This is a genomic window from Paenibacillus tyrphae (genome assembly GCF_024158745.1).
GTDB classification, from domain to species: Bacteria; Bacillota; Bacilli; order Paenibacillales; family NBRC-103111; genus Paenibacillus_G; species Paenibacillus_G tyrfis_A.
Genome location: NZ_JAMZAW010000011.1, coordinates 123922 through 145893 on the forward strand (window position 1 = coordinate 123922; position 21972 = coordinate 145893).

At 53.9% G+C, this 21972-nt stretch carries 22 protein-coding genes and 1 other RNA gene; 22 read left to right on the forward strand and 1 reads right to left on the reverse strand.

The genetic code is table 11. The features are described 5' to 3' along the window. The first annotated feature begins 114 nt into the window (after positions 1-114). The 16 genes from NI000_RS17785 (at position 115) to rnpB (ending at position 15226) form a co-directional block, all read left to right on the forward strand. Positions 115-1077 carry a PhoH family protein gene (locus NI000_RS17785; RefSeq protein ID WP_253412820.1) on the forward strand — a complete coding sequence of 321 codons (963 nt, stop codon included), beginning with the start codon at positions 115-117 and terminating at the stop codon, positions 1075-1077. A gap of 20 nt (positions 1078-1097) precedes the next feature. Further along, positions 1098-3383 carry an HD family phosphohydrolase gene (locus tag NI000_RS17790; RefSeq protein WP_253412821.1) on the forward strand — a complete coding sequence of 762 codons (2286 nt, stop codon included), beginning with the start codon at positions 1098-1100 and terminating at the stop codon, positions 3381-3383. Next, complete coding sequence (gene ybeY, locus NI000_RS17795) at positions 3380-3937, forward strand: rRNA maturation RNase YbeY (protein WP_253412822.1); 558 nt, start codon at positions 3380-3382, stop codon at positions 3935-3937. Before NI000_RS17790 ends, ybeY begins: the two co-directional genes overlap by 4 nt. Beyond that, entirely contained in the window at positions 3934-4632 is a 699-nt protein-coding gene (locus NI000_RS17800) for a diacylglycerol kinase family protein (protein ID WP_253412823.1), read from the forward strand. The genes ybeY and NI000_RS17800 overlap by 4 nt, the downstream gene beginning before the upstream one ends. A 21-nt stretch (positions 4633-4653) precedes the next feature. After that, a complete protein-coding gene (locus NI000_RS17805) occupies positions 4654-5070 on the forward strand; it encodes a cytidine deaminase (RefSeq protein ID WP_054977231.1) in 417 nt (138 codons plus the stop codon). Next, positions 5070-5984 carry a GTPase Era gene (era, locus tag NI000_RS17810; RefSeq protein ID WP_253412824.1) on the forward strand — a complete coding sequence of 305 codons (915 nt, stop codon included), beginning with the start codon at positions 5070-5072 and terminating at the stop codon, positions 5982-5984. Before NI000_RS17805 ends, era begins: the two co-directional genes overlap by 1 nt. A 161-nt stretch (positions 5985-6145) precedes the next feature. Beyond that, positions 6146-6289: a YqzL family protein gene (locus tag NI000_RS17815; protein WP_082420751.1), complete on the forward strand. Its 144-nt coding sequence runs from the start codon at positions 6146-6148 to the stop codon at positions 6287-6289. Positions 6290-6341: 52 nt separating this feature from the next. Continuing rightward, positions 6342-7088, forward strand: coding sequence for a DNA repair protein RecO (gene recO, locus NI000_RS17820; RefSeq protein WP_036677193.1), 747 nt, complete (start codon positions 6342-6344; stop codon positions 7086-7088). Positions 7089-7481: 393 nt separating this feature from the next. Then, a complete protein-coding gene (locus NI000_RS17825) occupies positions 7482-8294 on the forward strand; it encodes a pyruvate, water dikinase regulatory protein (RefSeq protein ID WP_088832940.1) in 813 nt (270 codons plus the stop codon). A 100-nt stretch (positions 8295-8394) separates the two neighbouring features. After that, positions 8395-8856 carry a YaiI/YqxD family protein gene (locus NI000_RS17830; RefSeq protein WP_253412825.1) on the forward strand — a complete coding sequence of 154 codons (462 nt, stop codon included), beginning with the start codon at positions 8395-8397 and terminating at the stop codon, positions 8854-8856. Positions 8857-8896: 40 nt separating this feature from the next. After that, entirely contained in the window at positions 8897-10732 is a 1836-nt protein-coding gene (gene dnaG / locus NI000_RS17835; RefSeq protein WP_253412826.1) for a DNA primase, read from the forward strand. 51 nt (positions 10733-10783) lie between these two features. Beyond that, the gene (gene rpoD, locus NI000_RS17840) at positions 10784-11902 is read left to right on the forward strand and encodes an RNA polymerase sigma factor RpoD (protein ID WP_253412827.1); all 1119 of its coding nucleotides are present in this window, start codon (positions 10784-10786) and stop codon (positions 11900-11902) included. A 140-nt stretch (positions 11903-12042) separates the two neighbouring features. Then, the gene (locus NI000_RS17845) at positions 12043-12879 is read left to right on the forward strand and encodes a hypothetical protein (RefSeq protein ID WP_253412828.1); all 837 of its coding nucleotides are present in this window, start codon (positions 12043-12045) and stop codon (positions 12877-12879) included. Between the two features lies 1 nt (position 12880). After that, a complete protein-coding gene (locus tag NI000_RS17850) occupies positions 12881-13645 on the forward strand; it encodes a tRNA (adenine(22)-N(1))-methyltransferase (RefSeq protein WP_253412829.1) in 765 nt (254 codons plus the stop codon). Next, the gene (locus tag NI000_RS17855; RefSeq protein ID WP_253412830.1) at positions 13621-14736 is read left to right on the forward strand and encodes a Nif3-like dinuclear metal center hexameric protein; all 1116 of its coding nucleotides are present in this window, start codon (positions 13621-13623) and stop codon (positions 14734-14736) included. The genes NI000_RS17850 and NI000_RS17855 overlap by 25 nt, the downstream gene beginning before the upstream one ends. Positions 14737-14806: 70 nt before the next feature. After that, positions 14807-15226, forward strand: an RNA gene (gene rnpB, locus NI000_RS17860) — RNase P RNA component class A. Between the two features lie 70 nt (positions 15227-15296). Here rnpB and NI000_RS17865 read toward each other — a convergent pair. Further along, positions 15297-17165, reverse strand: a complete 1869-nt coding sequence (locus tag NI000_RS17865) for a S8 family peptidase (protein WP_253412831.1) — start codon at positions 17163-17165, stop codon at positions 15297-15299. Between the two features lie 219 nt (positions 17166-17384). Here NI000_RS17865 and NI000_RS17870 point away from each other — a divergent pair, with 219 nt between their 5' ends. From NI000_RS17870 to NI000_RS17895, 6 genes are all read left to right on the forward strand, one after another. Then, entirely contained in the window at positions 17385-17885 is a 501-nt protein-coding gene (locus tag NI000_RS17870) for a YpuI family protein (RefSeq protein WP_253412832.1), read from the forward strand. A gap of 101 nt (positions 17886-17986) precedes the next feature. Next, positions 17987-19117, forward strand: coding sequence for a glycoside hydrolase family 15 protein (locus NI000_RS17875; RefSeq protein WP_253412833.1), 1131 nt, complete (start codon positions 17987-17989; stop codon positions 19115-19117). Positions 19118-19165: 48 nt separating this feature from the next. Then, complete coding sequence (locus NI000_RS17880; RefSeq protein ID WP_253412834.1) at positions 19166-19375, forward strand: DUF1540 domain-containing protein; 210 nt, start codon at positions 19166-19168, stop codon at positions 19373-19375. A gap of 59 nt (positions 19376-19434) precedes the next feature. After that, entirely contained in the window at positions 19435-19854 is a 420-nt protein-coding gene (locus NI000_RS17885) for a hypothetical protein (protein WP_253412835.1), read from the forward strand. A 121-nt stretch (positions 19855-19975) separates the two neighbouring features. Further along, positions 19976-20701 (forward strand): lytic transglycosylase domain-containing protein, encoded by a 726-nt coding sequence (locus NI000_RS17890; RefSeq protein WP_253412836.1) that lies wholly within the window; start codon positions 19976-19978, stop codon positions 20699-20701. Between the two features lie 101 nt (positions 20702-20802). Further along, a complete protein-coding gene (locus NI000_RS17895; protein ID WP_253412837.1) occupies positions 20803-21969 on the forward strand; it encodes a cysteine desulfurase family protein in 1167 nt (388 codons plus the stop codon). Positions 21970-21972 lie beyond the last annotated feature (3 nt).

Sequence of the window (21972 nt, forward strand, 5' to 3'; positions counted from 1 at the left end):
GAGTTCAACAGCGGCCGCAGGCAGTTATAGTCGACTCGGAGCCCAAGGCCCGCACACATAGGATGCTAAACCGCCTTCCCGCCGAAAACCCGGAGGAGAGATTAAGCCCTGTACATGGATCAACAGACCACTGTAAAAGTCACACTCAAAAATACGGCCGAAGCCCTCGCGCTCTTCGGGCCGCAGGACAAATTCCTGCACCTGATCGAGCAGCATACGCAGGCCGCCATCTTTACCCGGGAGGAAGAGATCGTCATCCAGGGACAGGCGGCCGATACGGCGCGCCTCGAGCAGCTGTTCACCGTGCTGCTGGAGCTGGTTCGCAACCAATACGTGCTGACGGAGCGGGATATTCATTACGCGATCGACCTGGCCAAAGACATGAAGGCCGATCAATTGCTCGATCTGTTCAAAGGCGAAATCGCCCTTACCCACAAAGGCAAGCCGATTCGCATCAAGACAATCGGGCAGAAGCAGTACGTTAACGAGATCAAGAAGAAAGATATCGTCTTCGGGATCGGACCGGCCGGTACGGGCAAAACGTACATCGCCGTCGTGCTTGCCGTCTCCGCGCTCAAGGAAGGCAAAGTGAAGCGGATCGTATTGACGAGACCCGCGGTCGAAGCGGGCGAGAGCCTCGGCTTTCTGCCCGGCGACCTGCAGGAAAAGGTTGACCCCTATTTGCGTCCATTGTATGATGCTCTTAACGACGTGCTCGGGCCGGAGCAGGTGCTCAAATCGCTGGAGCGCGGCCTCATCGAGATCGCTCCGCTCGCCTATATGCGCGGCCGGACGCTCGACGATTCGTTCATTATTTTGGACGAAGCGCAAAATACGACGCCGGAGCAGATGAAGATGTTTTTGACGCGTCTCGGATTCGGATCGAAGATGGTCATTACCGGCGACGTGACGCAGATCGACCTCCCGCGGGGCAAATCGTCGGGGCTGGTGGAGGCGCAGCGCATCCTGGGAAACATTGAAGAGCTCGGATTTATCCGGTTTGCCGAACAGGACGTTGTCAGACATTCATTGGTGCAAAAAATCATCATGGCCTATAATGAGGACAAAGAAGGCTGAGGAAGGGCTGACCTTTCGTCATGAACAACCGCGTTTCCATTCAAGGCAAATTTCAATACCGGCTTGCCGGCTGGAGATACAGCGCCATCGTGCGCTTTCTTCTGTTTTTAGCGCTTGCTGCCGTGTTTTACGTCGCTATGCTGCACCGGATTGTGCCGCAGACGTATGACATCCAGTTGGGAAGCGTTACGGAAAAAGATATTCTAGCCCCCAGGGCGATTGCGAACGAAGTAGCGACGGAAAAAGCGAAGGAAGAAGCGGCCGCACGGGTGCAGCCGGTCTATAAGATCGCCCCGCTGCGCAACGAAGTGGCGGTCGAAGCGATTTTTGAAAAGCTGCAGCAGATCAACAGCGATGCGGAGGTTTCCGTCGCCGACAAAGTCAATATTTACAAAACGGTTATTCCGACGATCATTCAGGACCATTTGGACCGTCAGACCAAGAGCCTTGTGGACGGCGGTCAATACAACGACCTGCTGCTGGCGGAAATGCGCAAAAGCATCCGCGAGCAGCAGTACCGGATTCCGGAGGAATCGTTTTACAAAATACCGCGGCTCACCAAAGAAGATTTGACCGCGATGGAGCCCGTTGCCAGAGAAATCGTCATCAAACTGATGAGCGACCAGATTACAGATGCGCAAACGGCCAGAGTCAAGGTGCCGGAACTGGTGAATTCTTCGACGCTGACCAAGAACAACGCGCGCGAGCTGGTTCAGGAGCTCGTACGTGCGGCGCTTTCGCCGAATAAATTTTACGATCAAAAAGGAACCGAGGAAGCAAAGGGACACGCGCGTGACAACGTCAAGCAAGTGATGATCAACAAAAACGAAGTGCTGGTTCCCAAGGGCGAAAAAGTAACGGAAGAACTGTATCAACGTTTAGCTTCGCTCGATTTGCTGAAAGACGAGGCCAGCTATTGGCCAAATCTCGGACTCTTTTTATTTATCGTCCTATGCTGCCTGTTTTTGTATATGTATGTCAGACAAAGCTCGCTCCCGATCAATCAGAATAACGCTCAGCTGTTTATGTACGTGCTGATTGTCGTCTTGACGATTGCCGGGATGAAGCTGTTCTCGTTGCTGCAAAATCTGGATTATCCGTATATCGGCTACTTGGCCCCGACGGCGATGGCAGCCATGATGGTGACGATTTTACTCAACTCGCATCTTGCGTTTGTGACCGCGGTCGTTTTGAGCGTCATTTCCAGCGTCATTTTTAACTCGGATCACCTGCAGTCGTTCGAATTCAAATACGGCTTGCTGACACTGACCAGCTCATTTGCGGCAATCTTCTCGATCCAGCGGGCAAGCCAGCGCTCCTCGATCCTGAAAGCGGGAATAATGGTCTCGCTCTTCGCTCTGGCGCTCGTATCTGCACTGCTGCTGCTCGAAGATCACGAAACGAGAACGAACGCGCTGTTTGCCGCTTCTTTTGCCTTAGGAAGTGGGCTGCTAACCGTTGTGTTCGTTATGGGCCTACTGCCGTTTTTCGAAGTCGCCTTCGGCATTTTGTCGCCGCTCAAGCTGGTCGAGCTTTCTAACCCGAACCATCCGCTGCTGCGCAAGCTGCTGACCGAGACGCCCGGCACTTACCATCACAGCGTCATGGTCGGCAACCTGTCGGAAGCCGCGGCCGGCGCGATCGGCGCCGACGGGCTGCTCTGCCGGGTCGGAGCTTATTATCACGATATCGGGAAGACGAAGCGGCCGAGTTATTTTATCGAGAATCAGTCGCATACGGAAAACCCGCACGACAAAATCGAACCGGCGCTGAGCAAATCGATCATCGTAGCCCATGCGCGCGACGGCGTCGAGATGCTGAAGGATCATAACATTCCGAAGCCGATCCGCGATATTGCGGAGCAGCACCATGGCACGACCTTGCTGCAATATTTTTATCATAAAGCGAAAAAGCTCGCCGAAGAGCGTCAGGAGAAGCCGCCGGAGGAGTCGGAGTACCGATATCCCGGTCCGAAAGCCCAGACGAAGGAAGCGGCGATCGTCGGTATCGCCGATTGCGTCGAGGCGGCCGTCCGCTCCCTGCGCAATCCGACCGTCGAACAGATCGATTCGATGGTGCGCAAAATTATTAAAAACCGGCTGGACGACGGTCAGTTTAACGAATGCGATCTGACCATCAAGGAACTGGATCAGATCGTTAAGATTTTGAAAGAAACGCTGCTTGGCATTTTCCACTCGCGAATCGAATATCCCGCGGATATGCCGGAGCAGAAGACGGCGGCGAAGCAGGAAAAGACGAAGTCCGAAGCGAAGATGTCGGAAACGAAGAAAGAGGTGAAGCCATGAGCCTGAAGCTTTCATGGAACAGCGAACAAACCGCTTACGAGATTACGCCGGCTCTCATCGAGAAGCTGGAAACGTTGCTTTGCCTTGCCGGCAAGCAGGAAGAGGTGCCGGATGGCGAAGTGGCGTTGACGTTCGTCGACGACGAGGCCATTCAAGAGCTTAACAAGCAGTACCGGGGACTGGATAAGCCGACGGACGTGCTATCATTCGCCATGCGGGAAATGGGCGAAGACGAGATCGAGATCATTTATGGCGACGACGGCTTCGAGGAAGTGGAGTACGCGGACGAGACGGGTGAAGAGTCCGGGACGGCGGAGGACGATGATGGCGAGGACGACGGCTATGAAGAGCCTCTCGGCGATATTATCATTTCGGTGCCGCGGGCGATCGCCCAAGCGGACGAATACGGCCATTCCGTGGAGCGGGAGCTCGGATTTCTGTTCGTTCACGGCTTCCTGCATTTGATCGGTTACGATCATCAGGACGAAGAAGAAGAGAAGGAAATGTTCGGCAAGCAGGAGCAAATTTTGCAGCAGGCGGGATTGACGCGGTGAAGCAGCCGGTCAAATGGCAGCGCAGCTTTCGGTACGCTTACGAAGGCGTCAAATACGCTCTTGCGACCCAGCGGAACATGAAATTTCATTTTTTCGCCGCGTTGGCCATCCTGGCGCTTGCTTTGTTCTTCGGCCTGCCGAAGACGGATATTTTATTTATTTTACTCGCCGTGACGCTCATGATCGTGACGGAATTGATCAACACCGCCGTGGAAAAAACGGTCGATCTGGCGATGCCGGACCTGCATCCATTGGCGAAAATCGCCAAGGACGTGGCCGCCGCTTCCGTATTGGTCACGGCAGCTTTTGCCGCCGTAACGGGAATGATCGTATTTTACGATCCGATCGAACGGCTCATTCAAACCGGCAGGGCGGGAGGTCATCCCGTCACCGCGGGAACGGTATGGATTTTGCTTAGCTTGGTCATCCTGACAGTGATTGCGGTGCAGACTCGCTTTTCCTCCAAAGGGAATGGGGTGAAGCCGAGTCTGCTGACGGCCGTCGCGTTTGCGGTCGCCGCCTTGATCGCTTGCCGGGTTCAAGATACGCTTGTCGCTTTGCTGGGCTTTTTATTGGCCATGGTGTTGCTGTTGGCACTTCACGACAAACGCAAGCGGCCTTTCGGCTCGCTGCTGCTCGGTGCGCTGCTTGGCGGATTCATTACGGTACTTGCCTATTATTTATATTCCATGTAGGTTGTGAAAGGGGCGCTTCTCTTGGAAAAAACGGAATTGATCGCATTGGCCAAAACGGCGAGAGAGCAAGCATATACACCTTATTCCCATTTTAAAGTCGGCAGCGCTTTGCTTGATTCCAAAGGGCGGGTTCATCTGGGCTGCAACGTGGAAAACGCGGCCTACGGGCCGACGAACTGCGCCGAACGCACGGCGTTATTCCGCGCGATCGCGGACGGCGAACAGGCGAAGTCGTTCCGGGCCATGGCGATTATCGGGGATACGCTTCAGCCGATTTCCCCATGCGGCGTATGCCGGCAGGTGCTGGTCGAGCTGTGTCCGCCGGATATGCCGGTATATCTGGCTAATCTGAAAGGGGATATCAGCGAGACGACCGTAGCCGAGCTGCTTCCCGGCGCATTCACATCTTTAGATTTGGACGGAGGAACGATTGATTAATGTCTTCTAACAGCAAGGCTGACTCTAAATTCAAATCCGGTTTTGTGGCGATTATCGGACGGCCGAACGTCGGTAAATCGACGCTGATGAACCAGGTGATCGGCCAAAAGATTGCCATCATGTCCGATAAGCCGCAGACGACCCGGAACAAAATTCACGGCGTCTATACGACCGATCAGGCGCAGATCGTCTTTTTGGATACGCCCGGCATTCATAAACCGCAATCGAAGCTCGGCGACTATATGATCAAAGCGGCTGAAGGCGCGCTTAGCGAAGTCGACGCGATCCTGTTTTTGATCGACGTGGTCGAAGGCTTGGGCGGCGGGGACCGGTACATTATCGAGACGCTGAAAAAGGTGAAAACGCCGGTCATTCTGGTGATGAACAAAATCGACCAGATCCACCCGGAAGCGCTCCTGTCGGTCATTACGACCTACAAGGATTTGTACCCTTTTGCCGAAATTGTGCCGATCTCGGCGATGCACGGCAATAACGTCAATACGCTTTTGGAGCAGGTCATCAAATTTTTGCCGGAAGGACCGCAGTATTATCCGGCGGATCAAGTGACGGACCATCCGGAGCAGTTCGTGTGCGCGGAGCTGATCCGGGAGAAAATCCTGCATCTGACACGGGAGGAAATTCCTCACTCGATCGCGGTTTCCATCGAAGACATGCGGGTGGAAGCCAACGGCGTCGTTCATATTTCGGCGGTCATTTACGTCGAGCGCGATTCGCAGAAGGGCATCATTATCGGTAAAAAGGGTGCGCTGCTGAAAGAAGTCGGGCAAAAAGCGCGGGCCGATATCGAAGCGCTTCTCGGTTCAAAGACGTTCCTGGAGCTGTGGGTCAAAGTGAAGAAGGACTGGCGCAATCAGGACCGGGTCCTGCGGGATCTTGGCTTCCGGCATGAGTAAACCGGCGTTCCGGCCTGTTTCAATCAGGCTCCGCCGAGTTTAATCCATCATAACCATGCAAACAATACATGGCAGTTTTTGCAGAGCATACTTCGCATCGGAACGATCCATCCTAATCCTAGAAACAGGTTGTAGTCATGTCATCAAGGGGAGGATGTACCATGAGAGACTTTTCGTGGAAATACTTTTCAATGACCGGAGATGTGGATGCTTACCTGCTATACAAAGAAGTGAATACCCGGGACGGCGACGAGGCGGAGCCGGAAGAAGAGGACGCCTTGGACGCTTCCGATTGGGTACAGTAAGTTTCGCCCAATATCAAGTTACCGGCGCGGTAACGCAGGGAGAGGCTGTAAGGTGCAGTACAGAGTTCAAGGAATCGTTATCCGAAGCATGGACTATGGGGAAGGCAACAAAATTATTACGCTGTTTACCCGGGAGCACGGAAAGCTGAGCGTCGTGGCCCGGGGTGCCAAAAAAGTGAAGAGCCGTTACGGCTCCTCCGCCCAGCTGTTTACGTGCGGTGACTACTTGTTTTTCAAATCCGGGCAGCTCGGCACGCTGAATCATGCGGAAATTATCGAACCTTTTCATAAAATAAGGGAAGATCTGCACAAGGCTGCCCATGCTTCCTATCTGTCGGAGCTGACCGACCGGATGCTGGGAGATCAAGAGGGACAGCCTTTTCTATACGATCAGCTGAAAGCCAGCTTGCAGGCGATTCAGGAAGACAAGGATCTGCAAATTATCGACCATTTGTACGAAATGAAAATGTTCGTCCTGGCCGGATATACGCCCGAGCTGGAGCAATGCGTCGTTTGCCGCGAAAATGCGGAGCCGTTTGCCATAAGCGTCGGCATGGGCGGAATGCTGTGCGAGCGCTGCAAGCTGCGTGATCCGCAAGCTATCCCGCTGACGCCTGGCGTCTACAAGCTCCTTCGGCTGTTCATTCAAATGGATGTGCGCCGGCTCGGTCAAATCGACGTGAAGCCGCAGACGAAACAGCTGCTCAAGACGATTTTACGGGCCTACTTTGATACGCATGTCGGACTGAAGCTGAAATCGCGAGATTTTTTGGATCAAATGGACAAATACGGCGTATAGCTAAATAATTGACATGTTTTTGCCCGTTTGCTATTATAATATGATACATCCATTAGAAAACCTCTTGTTACGAAGTCTAAGCCATGACTTTGTCAGCGGGGTTTTTTGCTGTCCGAAAAGAGAAGCTCTTTTCTGGTGCAAAGCGATTAACCGAAGTCTTGAAACATTTTTTGCCACTGTAACGTAGTAGTAATAGACAGGCCGATCTTCCCCTAATGATCGGCCTTTGTTGCAGCCTGACAAGAGGGACTTCGGCCAAAATCTGATGCGCCGAGGACTGCTACGGTCGCAAATTTACACGAAGCTGCGAAATTTGTGCGCATATTGCACTGAAACCAGGGAACAGCACATAGCTTATCTCTGTAAAAAAGACAGGACGAAAGGCGGGTTCGCATGGAACGGGCGGTTAAGCCGGTAGTGTTTGTAGCATCGGATTCGGCGGGGGAAACGGGAGAAGCGGTAGTTCGGGCGGCGGCCGTGCAGTTTCATCCCCAGCAGGTGGATATTCGCCGGGTGCCTTTCCTGATCGATACCTCGGATATCGACCGGATGATCCGGACGGTGATTGAGCGCAGCGGCGCGATCGTTTTTACGCTCGTTATTCCCGAGCTGCGGGATTATTTGATCGAACAGGCGGAGCGCTACAGAATTCCTTACATCGATCTGCTCGGTCCGATCATACGGACGCTGGAGCAAACGCTGGATCAGGAGGCAAGGCATCAGCCGGGCATGATCCACAAGCTGGACGAAGATTATTTCAAGAAAGTGGAAGCTGTCGAGTTTGCCGTCAAGTATGACGACGGACGGGATTTCAACGGGATTTTGCAGGCGGACATCGTGCTTGTCGGGGTATCCCGTACGTCAAAGACCCCGCTGTCCATGTATCTTGCACACAAGAAATTCAAGGTGGCCAACGTACCGCTTGTTCCGGAGATTCATCCGCCCGAGCAGCTGTTTACGGTGTCCGGGAAGAAGATTGTCGGGTTGCGGATCGATCCGGTCAAATTGAATGTCATCCGCACGGAACGGCTTAAGACGCTGGGCTTGCCAGGCAATGCGACCTATGCAAATACCGAACGGATTCACGCGGAATTGGAGTACGCGGATAAGATTATGAAAAAAATCGGCTGCACGGTGATCGACGTTTCGAACAAGGCGGTCGAAGAAACGGCCAGCATCATCATCGATATGTACCGTTCGCGGTAACGGCCTATTTTGAGGGAAGGAAGCAGGATTTTTTATCCTTTCATCGTATATAATATTACGGTAATGCTTTAGTCTTGAATTTTACAGTCGGCGGGGACCTATGACGTATAAAATTGTAGTGGATGCCGACGCATGCCCGGTGAAGGCGGAAATCGCGCAGACGGCCTTACGTTTCGGAATCCCGGTGCTGATGGTCGCCTCGTTCGATCATCGGCTGCAGCCGATGGACGGCGTCGATATCGTTCAAGTGGACCGGTCGGACCAGTCGGTAGACCTGTATATTGTCAATTGCATCGCGCCTGGAGATGTGCTGGTCACGCAGGATTTCGGGCTGGCTGCTTTGGCGCTTGGCAAAAAAGCGCTGGCGCTGTCGAATCGCGGCCAAACGTACAATGAACGGACGATTGATTTTTTGCTGGAACGAAGACACGAGCAGGCGAAACAGCGCCGCGGAGGCAAGCATACGAAAGGTCCTAAAGCGTTCACCGACGAGGACCGCCAAGCCTTTCTACAAACTTTGACAAAAGTTTTGTCGGGCTTGCAGGAGAATCGGGCAAAGTAGCGAATACCTATACGTGTTAATTTGAATGAAGGTGGATAGGATGAGTAACGGACGCATTCCCGAGCAAGTCATCGACGCGGTCTTGAAAGCCCACGATATTGTCGAAGTCGTCGGAAGACACGTTCATTTGACGAAGCAGGGGCATTACCTTAAAGGTCTTTGTCCTTTTCATTCAGAGAAGACACCTTCCTTTACCGTCACGCCCGAAAAGCAGATTTATCACTGCTTCGGCTGCGGAGCGGGCGGGAACGCCATCCGGTTCGTTTCGGAAGTCGAAGGGCTGTCTTTCGGCCAGGCGCTCCGGAAATTAGCCGATGAAGCGAAGCTCGACATCGGACTCGGGCCGCAGCAAGGCCAAGCCGAAACGAAGGAGCACGCGGACCGTGCGAAACTGATCGAAGCTCATGAGCTTGCCGGCAAGTTGTACGAATATCTTCTGCACAACACCGAGCAGGGCAAAGAAGCGAAGCAGTATTTGCACGCCCGGGGAATGACCGATAAGCTGATCGAAACGTTCGGCATCGGCTACGCGCCATCGCGCTGGGATACGCTGACGAATCTGCTGGATAAGAAGCAGTTTCCGCTGCCCCTGGTGGAGCAAGGAGGGCTGATCTCGGCGAAGCAGGACGGAAGCGGGTATGTCGACAAATTTCGAGACCGCGTCATGTTTCCGATTCGCGATTGGAAAGGGCATATCATCGCCTTCGGAGGAAGAGCGATGGGCGACGTACAGCCCAAATATTTGAACAGTCCGGAATCGATGCTTTTCCATAAGAGCCGTACGCTGTACAATCTGCATGCCGCCAGACCCCAAATCCGCAAAAGCCAGGAACTCGTTTTGTTCGAGGGCTATATGGATGTCATTCGCGCTTGGGAGACCGGAGTGCATAACGGCGTGGCAACCATGGGAACGGCGCTGACACCGGAGCATGCGGAAGCGATTCGGCGTCTTGCGGAACGGGTGGTCGTCGCTTACGACGGGGACAATGCCGGACAATCCGCAGCTTATAAGAGCATTCCGTTGCTGGAAAATGCAGGATGCAATGTAAGAATTGCTATGCTGCCGAACGGGTTGGACCCGGACGAATATATTTCCGCTCACGGTTCTGAACGATTCGTACGTGAGGTTATCGAACCCGCCGTACCGTCGATCAAATATAAACTTTTTTATTATCGTAAAAATTATAAGCTGCAGGAGGATGGAGAAAAGCTTCGCTACATTCAACAAGCGCTCCGCTTGATCGCAGGACTGACTTCACCCATTGAGAGAGAGCATTATGTGAGAGAGCTTTGTTCCGAATTTCACCTAACGTTCGAATCCGCGATGCAAAATCTGAACGAGATCAGGCTCCAAGCCGAAAAAAAGGACCGTTCCGGGGATAATAAAGACAATTCGTGGAATAATGTTATGAATGACGGAAGGCTTCGCGCGCAACCCCCTTCGATGGTCCCTGCCTATCAGAATGCAGAGCGTCAACTGCTTGCCGTCATGATGCTGGACCGGGACATATCCGGTTATGTCGAGCGTCAGCTGGGAGACGGTTTCAATATGGAAGCTCACGCGGCGCTTGCCGCTTACTTGTACGCCTACTACGCACAAGGATTCGAGCCCAACGCCAGCACGTTCATCGGCATGCTGCAGGATGACAAGCTTGAGAGCTTGGCTAGCTCCTTAACCTTAATAGACAATCGCAGCGGTATTAACGATACCGTGATCGACGATTACATCAGGCAAATTAAAAAGTTCCCGCTCTTGCAGACATTGGAACGAAAACGAGAAGAAATCAAGCAAGCAGAACGTTTGGGTGATATTCCCAAAGCCCTGCAATTAGGCAGTGAGATTATATCCTTGGAAAAGCAGTTGAAATCATCCTGATTCGTCTCGATACGGTACCGGGGTGTATTCCAGGGAGGAGGGAGTTGGATTATGGCGAACGATCAACGTACGGAACTAGAGACAGAGTTGACGCTCGAACAAGTAAAAGAACAGTTGATCGAACAAGGCAAGAAACGTTCGGCAATTACGTACAAAGAAATTATGGAGAAGCTCGCGCCGTTCGATCAAGACCCGGAGCAAATCGATGAATTTTTTGAGCAAATTCAAGAGATGGGGATCGATGTCGGGAACGAATCGGACGAGGACAATGAGCTGACTCCGATGGAGCATGAGCACGACGAGTTTCATTTTGACGACGATTTGTCCTTGCCGCCTGGCATTAAGATCAATGATCCGGTACGGATGTATTTGAAGGAGATCGGCCGGGTTCCGCTGCTTTCCGCAGAGGACGAGATCGGTTTGGCGAAACGGATCGAACAGGGCGATGAAGAAGCGAAACGCCGTTTGGCGGAAGCGAACCTGCGGCTGGTCGTCAGTATCGCCAAGCGCTATGTCGGCCGGGGGATGCTATTCCTCGACTTGATTCAGGAAGGCAATATGGGCTTGATCAAAGCGGTTGAGAAGTTCGACCATATCAAGGGCTTCAAATTCAGTACGTATGCCACGTGGTGGATTCGTCAAGCCATTACGCGCGCGATTGCCGACCAAGCGCGTACGATCCGGATTCCGGTACATATGGTGGAGACGATCAACAAACTGATCCGGGTATCCCGTCAACTGCTGCAGGAACTGGGGCGCGAACCTACGCCGGAGGAAATTGCGAAGGAAATGGATCTCAGTACGGATAAAGTGCGTGAGATTATGAAAATCGCGCAAGAACCCGTATCGCTCGAAACGCCGATCGGCGAGGAAGACGATTCGCACCTCGGAGATTTTATCGAAGATCAGGAAGCGCTGGCTCCGGCGGATGCCGCGGCTTACGAGCTGCTCAAGGAGCAGCTGGAGGATGTCCTCGATACCTTAACCGAGCGTGAGGAAAACGTGCTTCGGCTGCGCTTCGGACTCGATGACGGCCGGACACGGACGTTGGAGGAAGTCGGCAAAGTATTCGGGGTTACCCGGGAACGGATTCGCCAGATCGAAGCCAAGGCGCTGCGCAAGCTTCGCCATCCGAGCCGCAGCAAACGGTTGAAAGATTTTCTTGAATAATTAGCTTGTCACTACGACCTTTCCGCCGACTGCGGGAAGGTCTAATTTTTTACTGGCTCCAAGCCGATGAATGAATTATATAACCATGTATCCCATATATGTATTAAGCGACGACGGGCTTCCGGAGGATCATTAGAGCTATGGATGATAAAAAGAAAACGATTATCCACGAAATCGAGCACTGGCGGCGAAGCAAGCTGCTGCCCGAGCAGTACTGCGACTTTTTGCTGAATATTTACTTGGAAGACAATCAAGAAAAACCAGGAAACTCCGGTGGATTGTTCGGAATTACGGCGTCTAAAATAAGCGACAGCAATTGGAAAATATGGGTTCTTGTTTTGGTTGCCGCATGCGCCTTTTCTTTTACTGTTCTTCATTTTAACGCTTTTCAATTACCAATGCAAATAGGGGTCTCGCTTTTATTTCTCGCTTGCTGTTACGGGTATGGAGGGTACAAGCGGGAAAAGGACCCGATGGGCTCGCAAATTTTGATCGGCATGGCTTCGTTGTTTTTGCTCTTTATCGGGGTTTATCTTATGAAGCTCCACGGGATACAGTCGTCCGTTTTTGTCGTTACCTACGTGTTTCTATGCAGCTTGGTATGGATTGTCACGGGCTTGCTCGCAAGACACGTACCGTTCCATCTCGGCGGTTGGGTGAGCCTGGTGTTCTGCTACGGCTGGCTGCTGCATTATCAGCTTGATTCGATCAGTTGGGTTACGCTGGAACTGAGCTGGGTGCCGCTCAGCATTCTTTTCTGCTGGATGGGGTGGATGGTTCACGAGAAGAGCCGTCATATGGGACTCGTATTCTTTTTGCTCAGCTTGATCGTTTGGTATATGCCTGAATTATATGGTATGCTGTATGCCGAGCAGTACGGCGAAATGACGCTGCAATGGATGCTGTTGGTTAAGATTGTGACCGAGGCTTCCTTGCTGTTTGTATGGAGAAAAAAATGGACAGAATGGGTTGTCTGAGATGATACGATTATCAAAACGATTGGGTAGAATTGCACAGGAGGTTCCCGCGGGCAGCCGTCTGGCGGATATCGGCTCGGACCATGCGCTGCTCCCCGCTTATTTGGCAAAGCAAGGCACGATCGTGCGAGGGATTGCGGGCGAGGTAAATCCGGGTCCGTACGATGCAGCCGTGAAGCAGGTGCGCGCAGCGGGGCTGGAGAAGATCATCGACGTCAGGCAGGGTGACGGTCTGGCCGTCATCGCGCCGGGCGAGGTCGATGTCATTACGGTTGCGGGGATGGGCGGAGTGCTGATCGCTTCGATTCTGGAAGCGGGTAAGGCGAAGCTGGAAGGCGTGCGCCGCTTGGTGCTTCAGCCGAATGTCGGTGAAGCGGCGGTTCGGGAATGGCTGCTGAGTAACGGCTGGTTGTTGATCGGAGAGCACATTTTGGAGGAAGACGGAAAAATCTATGAAATTTTGACGGCCGTTTCCGCCTCGGAGTCCGGGGTAGATCCGGAATCGCTGTATGAACCGCTGACCATGGCGAACGGAATGACCGCAGATCGTGCGGTTCTGCTGAGCATGGGGCCGTATTTGCTGCGGGAGGCTTCCGCCGTCTGGGCTAAGAAATGGACTTATGAATTGGATAAGCTCCGTAAAATATGCGATAATCTGGCCGGGTCCGAAACGGAAGCGTCCCGCAGCAAGGAAGCGGAATTTCGCGCCGAGATGAAACGAATCGAGGAGGTATTAGCCGCATGTACGCCAAAGGCCAGGCCGTAATTCAATTGATGGAAGAGCTCGCGCCCAAATCGTACGCCGTGGAGAACGATAAAATAGGGCTGCAAATCGGCACGTTGCAAAAGGAAATCCGCAAGGTGCTTGTCGCGCTTGACGTGACGGAAGAAGTAGTGGACGAGGCGATTCGCGAGCAAGCCGATCTGATTATTGCACATCACGCGATTATTTACCGTCCGCTGCCTCATATTCAGACGGATACGCCGGCAGGCCGGCTTTACGAACGGCTGATCAAGCATGACATCGCCGTCTATATCGCCCATACGAATCTGGATGTGGCCGACGGGGGAATCAACGACATGATGGCGGAAGCGATCGGTCTGACCGATACGCAGCCGCTCGACGAAGTACATACCGACAAGCTGAAAAAGCTCGTCGTCTTCGTTCCGACGACTCACGCCGACGCGGTTCGCCAGGCGATGTTCGAAGCAGGAGCAGGAGGCATCGGCCGTTACAGCCACTGCAGCTTCAATATCGAAGGCGTCGGAACGTTCAAGCCGGAAGAAGGTACGAACCCGTTCATCGGCCAGCCTGGAAAGCTGGAGACGGCGCAGGAAATACGCGTCGAAACGATCGTCCCTCAGAGCGTGGAACGCAGAGTCGTGCAGGCGATGCTGAAGGCACATCCGTATGAGGAAGTCGCTTACGATCTGTATTCGCTCGATTTGAAGACGCGCACGTTCGGGCTCGGCCGCGCCGGAAAACTTCCGCAGCCGGTAACGCTGCAGGAGCTGTGCGAGAAGGTCAAGCAGGTATTCGACGTGCCGATGCTGCGCGTTGTCGGCGATCTCTCGCGGACCGTACGCAAAGCGGCCGTGCTCGGGGGATCGGGCAGCCGCTACGTGAAGCATGCGCAATTCGCCGGAGCGGACGTGCTGATCACCGGCGATATCGATTATCATACGGCGCATGACGCCTTGGCGGCCGGTATCGCGCTGATTGATCCGGGGCACAATGTGGAGAAAGTCATGAAGCGCGGTGTCGCTGACCACTTGCGGCGAAAGCTGGAGGAGCGAAAGTGGGCTACGGCGGTCATCGCTTCGGAAATCGATACGGAACCGTTCCGATTCGTGTAATTTGCCGGAATCCGGCAGTTGAGTTTTCAGCCGATTCCTTGTATACTAGCAGATGCATCTATTGCAAAGGAAAGTTTGACAGACAATCGCTGGTGGCGTTCGCCACGAGAGGAAAGTCCGGGCTCCATAGGGCAGGATGCTGGATAACGTCCAGTCAGCGCGAGCTGAAGGCTAGTGCCACAGAAACGGACCGCCGATGGCCGTGCATGCGATCTTTGATCGCCGCCGGCACAGGTAAGGGTGGAACCGTGGTGTAAGAGACCACGAGGAGCTATGGTGACATAGTTCCTGGTAAACCCCATTTGGAGCAAGACCTAGAGGAACGCATGTCCCGCAAGGGACAGTCTTTGCCCGAGACGCGTTCGGGTTGGTCGCTTGAGCCGTTCAGCAATGGACGGCCTAGATAGATGATTGTCGCTTCAATGGTGGCAGGGTGGCACCCGCTACGACCACCGGAAGCACAGAACCCGGCTTACGGCAAACTTTCTTTCAGCCGCTTACGCAATAGAGCTTCATGCAAAAAACCGCCTCAGGAGGCGGTTTTTTTCTGTTTTTATTCTCTATTCCCGTCTAAACCAGCGCTGCATCCAGGCCGGCCATCCCGGCTGCGGAGCCGTCTCGGTTGGGGCGCCGGCCGCTTGGCCGGAAGTCCTCGGTTCCGCCGCCTTGAGCGCAGCGGCCACGTCGATCAGGCCGTGACCGAAATATTTGTCTTTCCCGGATGGCCCCACATCCATCGCCGTTTCCTTGATGATCCGGACCACTTCCGTATTTTTCAGCTTCGGATTGACCGAACGGATTAACGCCGCAAGCGCCGTCACGTGCGGACTGGCCATCGAAGTCCCGGACAGTGCCGCATACTGGTTGTTCGTATACGTGCTGGCGATGTTGACGCCCGGGGCTGCTACACCGATATAGTTGCCGTAGTTGGAGAAGGCTGCCTTCTGCTTTTTGGCATCCACTGCAGCCACGCCGAGCACTTCAGGATAGGCTGCCGGGTAACCCGGACGTTCCGTGTTATCGTTGCCGCTTGCGGCAATCAGGACGACGTCGCGGTCGTAGGCATACTTGATGGCGTCGTGCAGGAACTGGGCGTCGGCATAGTTGCCCAGGCTCATGTTGATGACTTTGGCTCCGTGATCCGTAGCCCAAATAATGCCCTGCGCGACGGCATAAGTGCTGCCTGCACCGCTGGAATCGAGCACCTTTACCGGCAAGACGCGGTTATACCAGCTCATGCCGGCCACGCCAAGGTTGTTGTTCACGATGGCCCCGATGACTCCGGCCACATGTGTGCCGTGTCCGACGTCGTCGACCGGCCGGGCCCCGGGCTGGATCGCATTGTAGCCGCTCATCAGATGGTCTTTCAGGTCCGAGTGATTCAGATCGACCCCGGTATCGACAACTCCGACGATGACGTCCGTCGAGCCTTTGGAGAAGTTCCAGCCGGCCTCCGTTTCGATTTGCGGCAAATTCCATTGGTACCGCCGGTACAGCGAGTCGTTCGGCGTAATGACCGCTGCCGAATTCGGGGGTTGAACGGGTGCAATGTCGTTCGTTAAATATAGAAAATGCGGCTCGGCGTAATCGATGTTCCATTTCCCGAAATATCCCATGAGCTGCTTGGCTTCCATGCTCGGCGATTCGAAGACGTAAGTATAGCCGAGTTTGTTGACATGGCCTCCGCCAATTTCTTGACGGATACGGGTAAGGTCGTTCTCGGAAGGCTGCTGCTTGAATTTGACGACGACTTGATTCGTGTGATAATGGCTCGTTCCCTGGTTGTCTTCAGGGTGACGAACCTGCACGTTCTGAAGCGATTTCGAATCGACCGATTCGATCTTGTAGCGTCCTTCCGCCGGGTACGGCTCGATTCTCAAATTTTTCTTCTGGTGATCGGCCACCTGAGCGAGAATTTGCTGGCGTACGGCGCCGACGATCCCGGATGCGCCATCCGACGCAGGAACGCCAAGAACGAAATACGTGCTGCCGTCCGCTTGAAACGGCGGAGATTGATACGTCTTACCGGCATCGACCTCCCGTTTCGCTTCTTCCATATAAGGCCGCGAAGCTTTTGCCGCCGCGTCGTTCAGCGTACCTGCCGCGATGCCTTGGTCCAAGGTTTGATCTCGTTTAGTGCGCACTAGGCGTTCCATTTGCGGATGAGCCGTTTGGGTCGCTTGCAGCGTTTCCCGCGCTTTTTCGTCCGTCTGCGCCTGCGTGTCCTGAACGATCCGATGCAATTCCAGGCTGCACTGATTGCGGCAAAGCTCATCCGTGCGGGCCACATCCTGATTCAGCATCGTTTGCTTCATTTTCAATTCGGCGGCAGGCGTAACCGTCTCGGGTTTGGGGGCCTGATCGCCGCGGGGGAAGAAAAGCGCTACCCCGGCAATGACTAGAGCGATCGATAAAGCGTATTTCCACATGGGCCGTTGCCTCCTGATCAGAACAGTGTGTACGTCAATTAGAATCCCCTTCGGGAGCAGTTTAAAAAGCAGCAAAGTTATCCAAAAAGGAGCAGTCCGAAACAAAGGACTCATGGATGTTTTTCATATTACTTTTACATGCGTTTTGTGGTACGATGGTATGGAGAGGTCGTTTTGCCCATATCGTTCTGTTTTTAAGTTGAGGAGGTCTTTTAAGCGATGGCAGTATTTCATGTAAAAACACTTTGTGAAACGACAAGGACCAAGCTGAGCGAGGCAATCGCCAAAATGGAACAATTCCTGAACGGACATTCTTTGCAGCAGCTGAATACCGATAATGACGAAGCGATGGAAGAATTTTATAAAGGTTATTTGACCGATACGAGACATTTGCTGGTATTCTCCGAGGTAGCGTACGAGAAGCTCGGAGTGGCGTTGCGCCGTCCGAATTTTAACGTGGATTATGCCGAAAAAGTGCTCTACGACGTTTATCATAGCTCCGTGAACAGCTTTTTTTATCCGAAAAACGAATGCTATTCCGAAGACGGCCGTTATGCTTATACCGGTCAGGATGCCATCCGCTTCCGTAAAAAGCCTGTACGGGACGTACGCGACTTGACGATCGAGCTTTCCAAAATTTTTGAAACGCTGCGCGAAGATTTAGCTTATTACGAAACCGACTATATTACGCAAAAACGGATGCAGGGCGAGAAAGTATAATTCGTCCGATCCGAGACATATTGTGAAGAGATGCTTCGATTCGGGCATCTCTTTTTGTTTAATTTTAAGCTAAAGGAAGGGGTTCTCTGATGCGGCCAAAGATGAATGAGGAAGTGCTGGTGCAAGCGTCCATCCGGCTGATCCGGTTAAACCAGCACCCGGAAGGGGGATACGTGGCCTGTCCACTTTTTGCGCATTATGCCTACGGCTGGTTAAGGGACGGCAGCTTCGTCGCATACGCCATGGATACGGCGGGAGAGCACGACAGCGCGGCTTTATTTTATGACTGGGCCAACCGGATTATCGCTTCCAAGCAAGGTCATATCCAATATTTGATGTACAAGCAAGCCCGAGGGGAGCACGTGGCGCTTCACGAATTTTTACATACCCGCTATCATTTGGATGGCAGAGACGATACGAGCTCGGAATGGGGGCATTTCCAACTGGACGGCTACGGAGCGTGGCTGTGGGGGCTGACGGAGCACCTTCGCGCGATCGGTTCGGATCGGATTCCGGACTCGTACCGAATTAGCGTTGATGCGGCGGTCGATTATTTGCGCGCGTTCTGGCGGTATCCGAACTTCGATTGTTGGGAGGAATACGGCGAGCACGTGCATCCTTCGACGCTGGCCTGCATTTACGGCGGGCTGGAGGGAGTTGCCCGGCTGGACGGCAATGCGGAGCTGCATCATGTATGCTCGGAAATAAAAGAATTCCTGTTGCAGCATGGCGTACATTCCGAAAACGGCCATTTTGTCAAGAACATCACGCCCGTTCCCCGAGGGGATTCCACAGCTTACGTAACGGGCTATGCCGGAGTGGACGCGAGCCTGCTGTGGCTGGCTGAGCCGTTCCGCGTATTCGATCCGCAGCATCCAATTATGCAGAAAACGATCGAAGCGATCAAAAATGAGCTGCGCTCGGAGAGCGGAGGCGTCCGCCGTTACGCAAGCGATACCTACTATGGCGGGGGAGAGTGGCTGCTGCTGGCGGCTTGGTACGGATGGGTTCAACTGAGGATGGGAAACCGCGAGGAAGCCGGGCGTTCGCTGGAGTGGATTGCAGGGCAGGCGGACGAATTGGGCCGGTTTCCGGAGCAGGTGAAGCGTCCGGATGGGAGCGAGGAAACCTATGACGATTGGGTTCGCCGCTGGGGGCCTCCGGCAACGCCGCTGCTGTGGTCGCATGCGATGTTCATGGTGCTATATTACAAGCTGCGGGCCAAGGCCTAGAGTATATCCCCTTTTCGATGCGGGAAAGCTGAGATAGGGGTGATTACGATGCCAGATGTCAAATGCAGCGTTGCCAACTGTGAATATTGGGCGCAGGGAAACAATTGCAACGCCAACACGATTATGATCGAGATCGACAAACATGCGGACGTCAAGTATGATGCCGAGTTCGGAGCCGAGTTCGAAGATCATCAAGACCGGGCTGCGAGCTCGCAGAACACCTGTTGTCACACCTTCGAGCCGAGAAAATCGAAATAAGCATCGTTTTTTTCGGAAGTGTCAAGCGTTCATTTCTCTCGAGAAGGGAAGGGGACCGAATGAAACGGAAGCTCGGAAGACATCCCGGTTCGGTTCGGGATGACAGGTCGCTGCGGAAGTTCAAGCACGAGCAGCTGCGAAGGGAATCCGGCCGCAAAACGCGCGAGGAATTCGCTTCGGAGATCGCTTATCACGGCGGCGGTTCGCGGGAGGCGAGATCCCGCATTATGCAGCCTGTGGCCGTAACGGAAAACGGTACGGAGGAAAAGGCGGAAACGTCTTACCGCTGGCTCGGATATACGGCGCTCGTGCTGTCTATTCTGGCGTGGTTTCTTTATCCGGCGCTGCTCGGCTCGACGTCAGCCCTGTTAGGGCTGTTTGCTTATATGCTGGGCGAGCGTTCGCTGGGCACTTGGTCGATCATCATCGGTTTGATCGCGCTGGCCGGTTATTTCATTTTGGTTCCTCTATACGCTTGAGGCGGAGAAGGCAGGCCGGCAACCGGTCTGCCGTTTTTCTTATAAATTTTATAGTGGCTGAGTCGCCCAAAAAAGTGTACAATGGGAAAAGAATCCCGGTACAAGGAGACATCCGCAACCGATGAACTTATCGACAAAAGCTATCGATCCCTATACGATTAAAGAGCTGCTGCAGCTTCAGGTGATGAACCAATTAAGTTTGCTGACCTCCGGCAGAAATTCCGTTACCGAGCAAAGCGATAATACGGACTTTGCCTCCATATTGAACGGGCTGCTGGCCGGCATGGATTCGGCTTCTCCCCAGAGTGCGGCCGGCATGTCCGCTGGAGCCGGGCTCGTCCCGGGACAATCTTGGGGTCCGGCTATGCTAAGCGGGTTGTCCGCCGCTTCCGCAGGCGCGCTCACGAAGAAGTTCGCCTCCGCTGCGAAGCCGTCGGCTTACGAGCCGCTGATTCAGGAAGCCAGCCGCCGGTTCGGCGTTGAGCCCAGCGTAGTGAAAGCGGTCATCCATGCAGAATCGTCGTTTAATGCCAACGCCGTATCCGGTGCGGGAGCCAAGGGCTTGATGCAATTGATGGACGCAACCGGTCAAGGGCTGGGAGTGGACAATCCGTTCGACCCGGCGCAAAATATCCACGGCGGGACCCGTTATTTATCCAACCTGCTCTCCAAATACGGCGGCAGTTTGGGCACCGCGCTTGCCGCTTACAATGCAGGACCTACAAGGCTGGACCGGCTCGGCATTCGAAACGATCAGGACCTAGCCGAAAAGCTGCATCTGCTGCCTGCCGAAACACAGCAGTACGTACGTAAAGTATTGACGTTGAAAGAGCACTACGAGGCATGAAATGAGCGAGACCAATCGTAGGCACTCCGTTTGCGGGAGCCGACCATTGGTCTTATTTTCTTCTTGGACCAAGGATAGACTACGAAAAAGGGGAATGACAAATGCTGTATATGGATTACGCGGCTACCGCGCCTATGTATGACGAAGTCATCGGCGTCATGACCGAAGTGATGAAATCGCACTTCGGCAATCCGTCGTCCTTGCATAAGCTGGGTTTGGAAGCCGAGCAGCTCGTAAGCCGTTCGCGGGAAACGATTGCGAACACTCTTCGCTGCGACCCGAATGAGATCCGGTTTACGTCCGGCGGAACGGAGAGCAACAACCTGGCCATCCGCGGAGCGGCCTACCGATACCGGTCCCGGGGCAATCATTTGATCACTTCATCCATCGAGCATGCATCAGTTTACGAAACCTTTCGTAAACTGGAAGAAGAGGGCTTTCAAGTGACCTATTTGCCGGTGGACGCTACAGGTCAAATAAAACTGACAGACCTTGAGCAAGCATTGACCAACGAAACGATTCTGGTCAGCGTGATGCATGTAAACAATGAGATGGGCCGGATTCAACCGATTGAAGCGATCGGCGCCCTGCTGCGCAGCCGCCCCAAGACATTGTTTCACGTCGATGCCGTACAAGCTATCGGGAAGCTCCCAGTCGACCCGAAGGGGCATGGAATCGATCTGATGTCCTGTGCCGCCCATAAGCTTCGCGGCCCGAAAGGTATCGGGTTTTTATACTGCCGGCGCGGGGTCGAATTACAGCCGCTGCTGTTCGGAGGCGGGCAGGAGGAAGGGCTTCGTTCGGGGACGGAAAATGTCCCGGCTGTGGTGGGGATGGCCAAGGCGGTGAGGATGGCCGTTCAGGAGCAGCCTGCATTTGCGGCGCATACGGCCAGACTGCGTGCCCGTTTGACCGAGGCAATCCGCCAAATTCCGGAGCTTGTATTGAACGGCTCGGAACGGCCGGAGGATATGGCGCCGCACATTGTCCATTTTTCGTTTCCCGGAATGAAGTCCGAAGTGCTCGTGCATGCTTTGGAGCAGCACGGCATTTATGTGTCGACCCGTTCGGCCTGCTCTTCGGGAGCGGAGAAGCCCAGCCGCGTACTGTCGGCCATGGGTACGGATCCGGCGGTCGCGGTCAGCGGCATCCGGCTCAGCTACTCGCTTCAGCAGACCGAGGCCGATGCGGACCGCTTTTACCGCGTGCTTAAACAGATTGTAGAAGAGTTAAAACCGGCCATGGCCGGCAAGAACGAACGGAGGTAACTT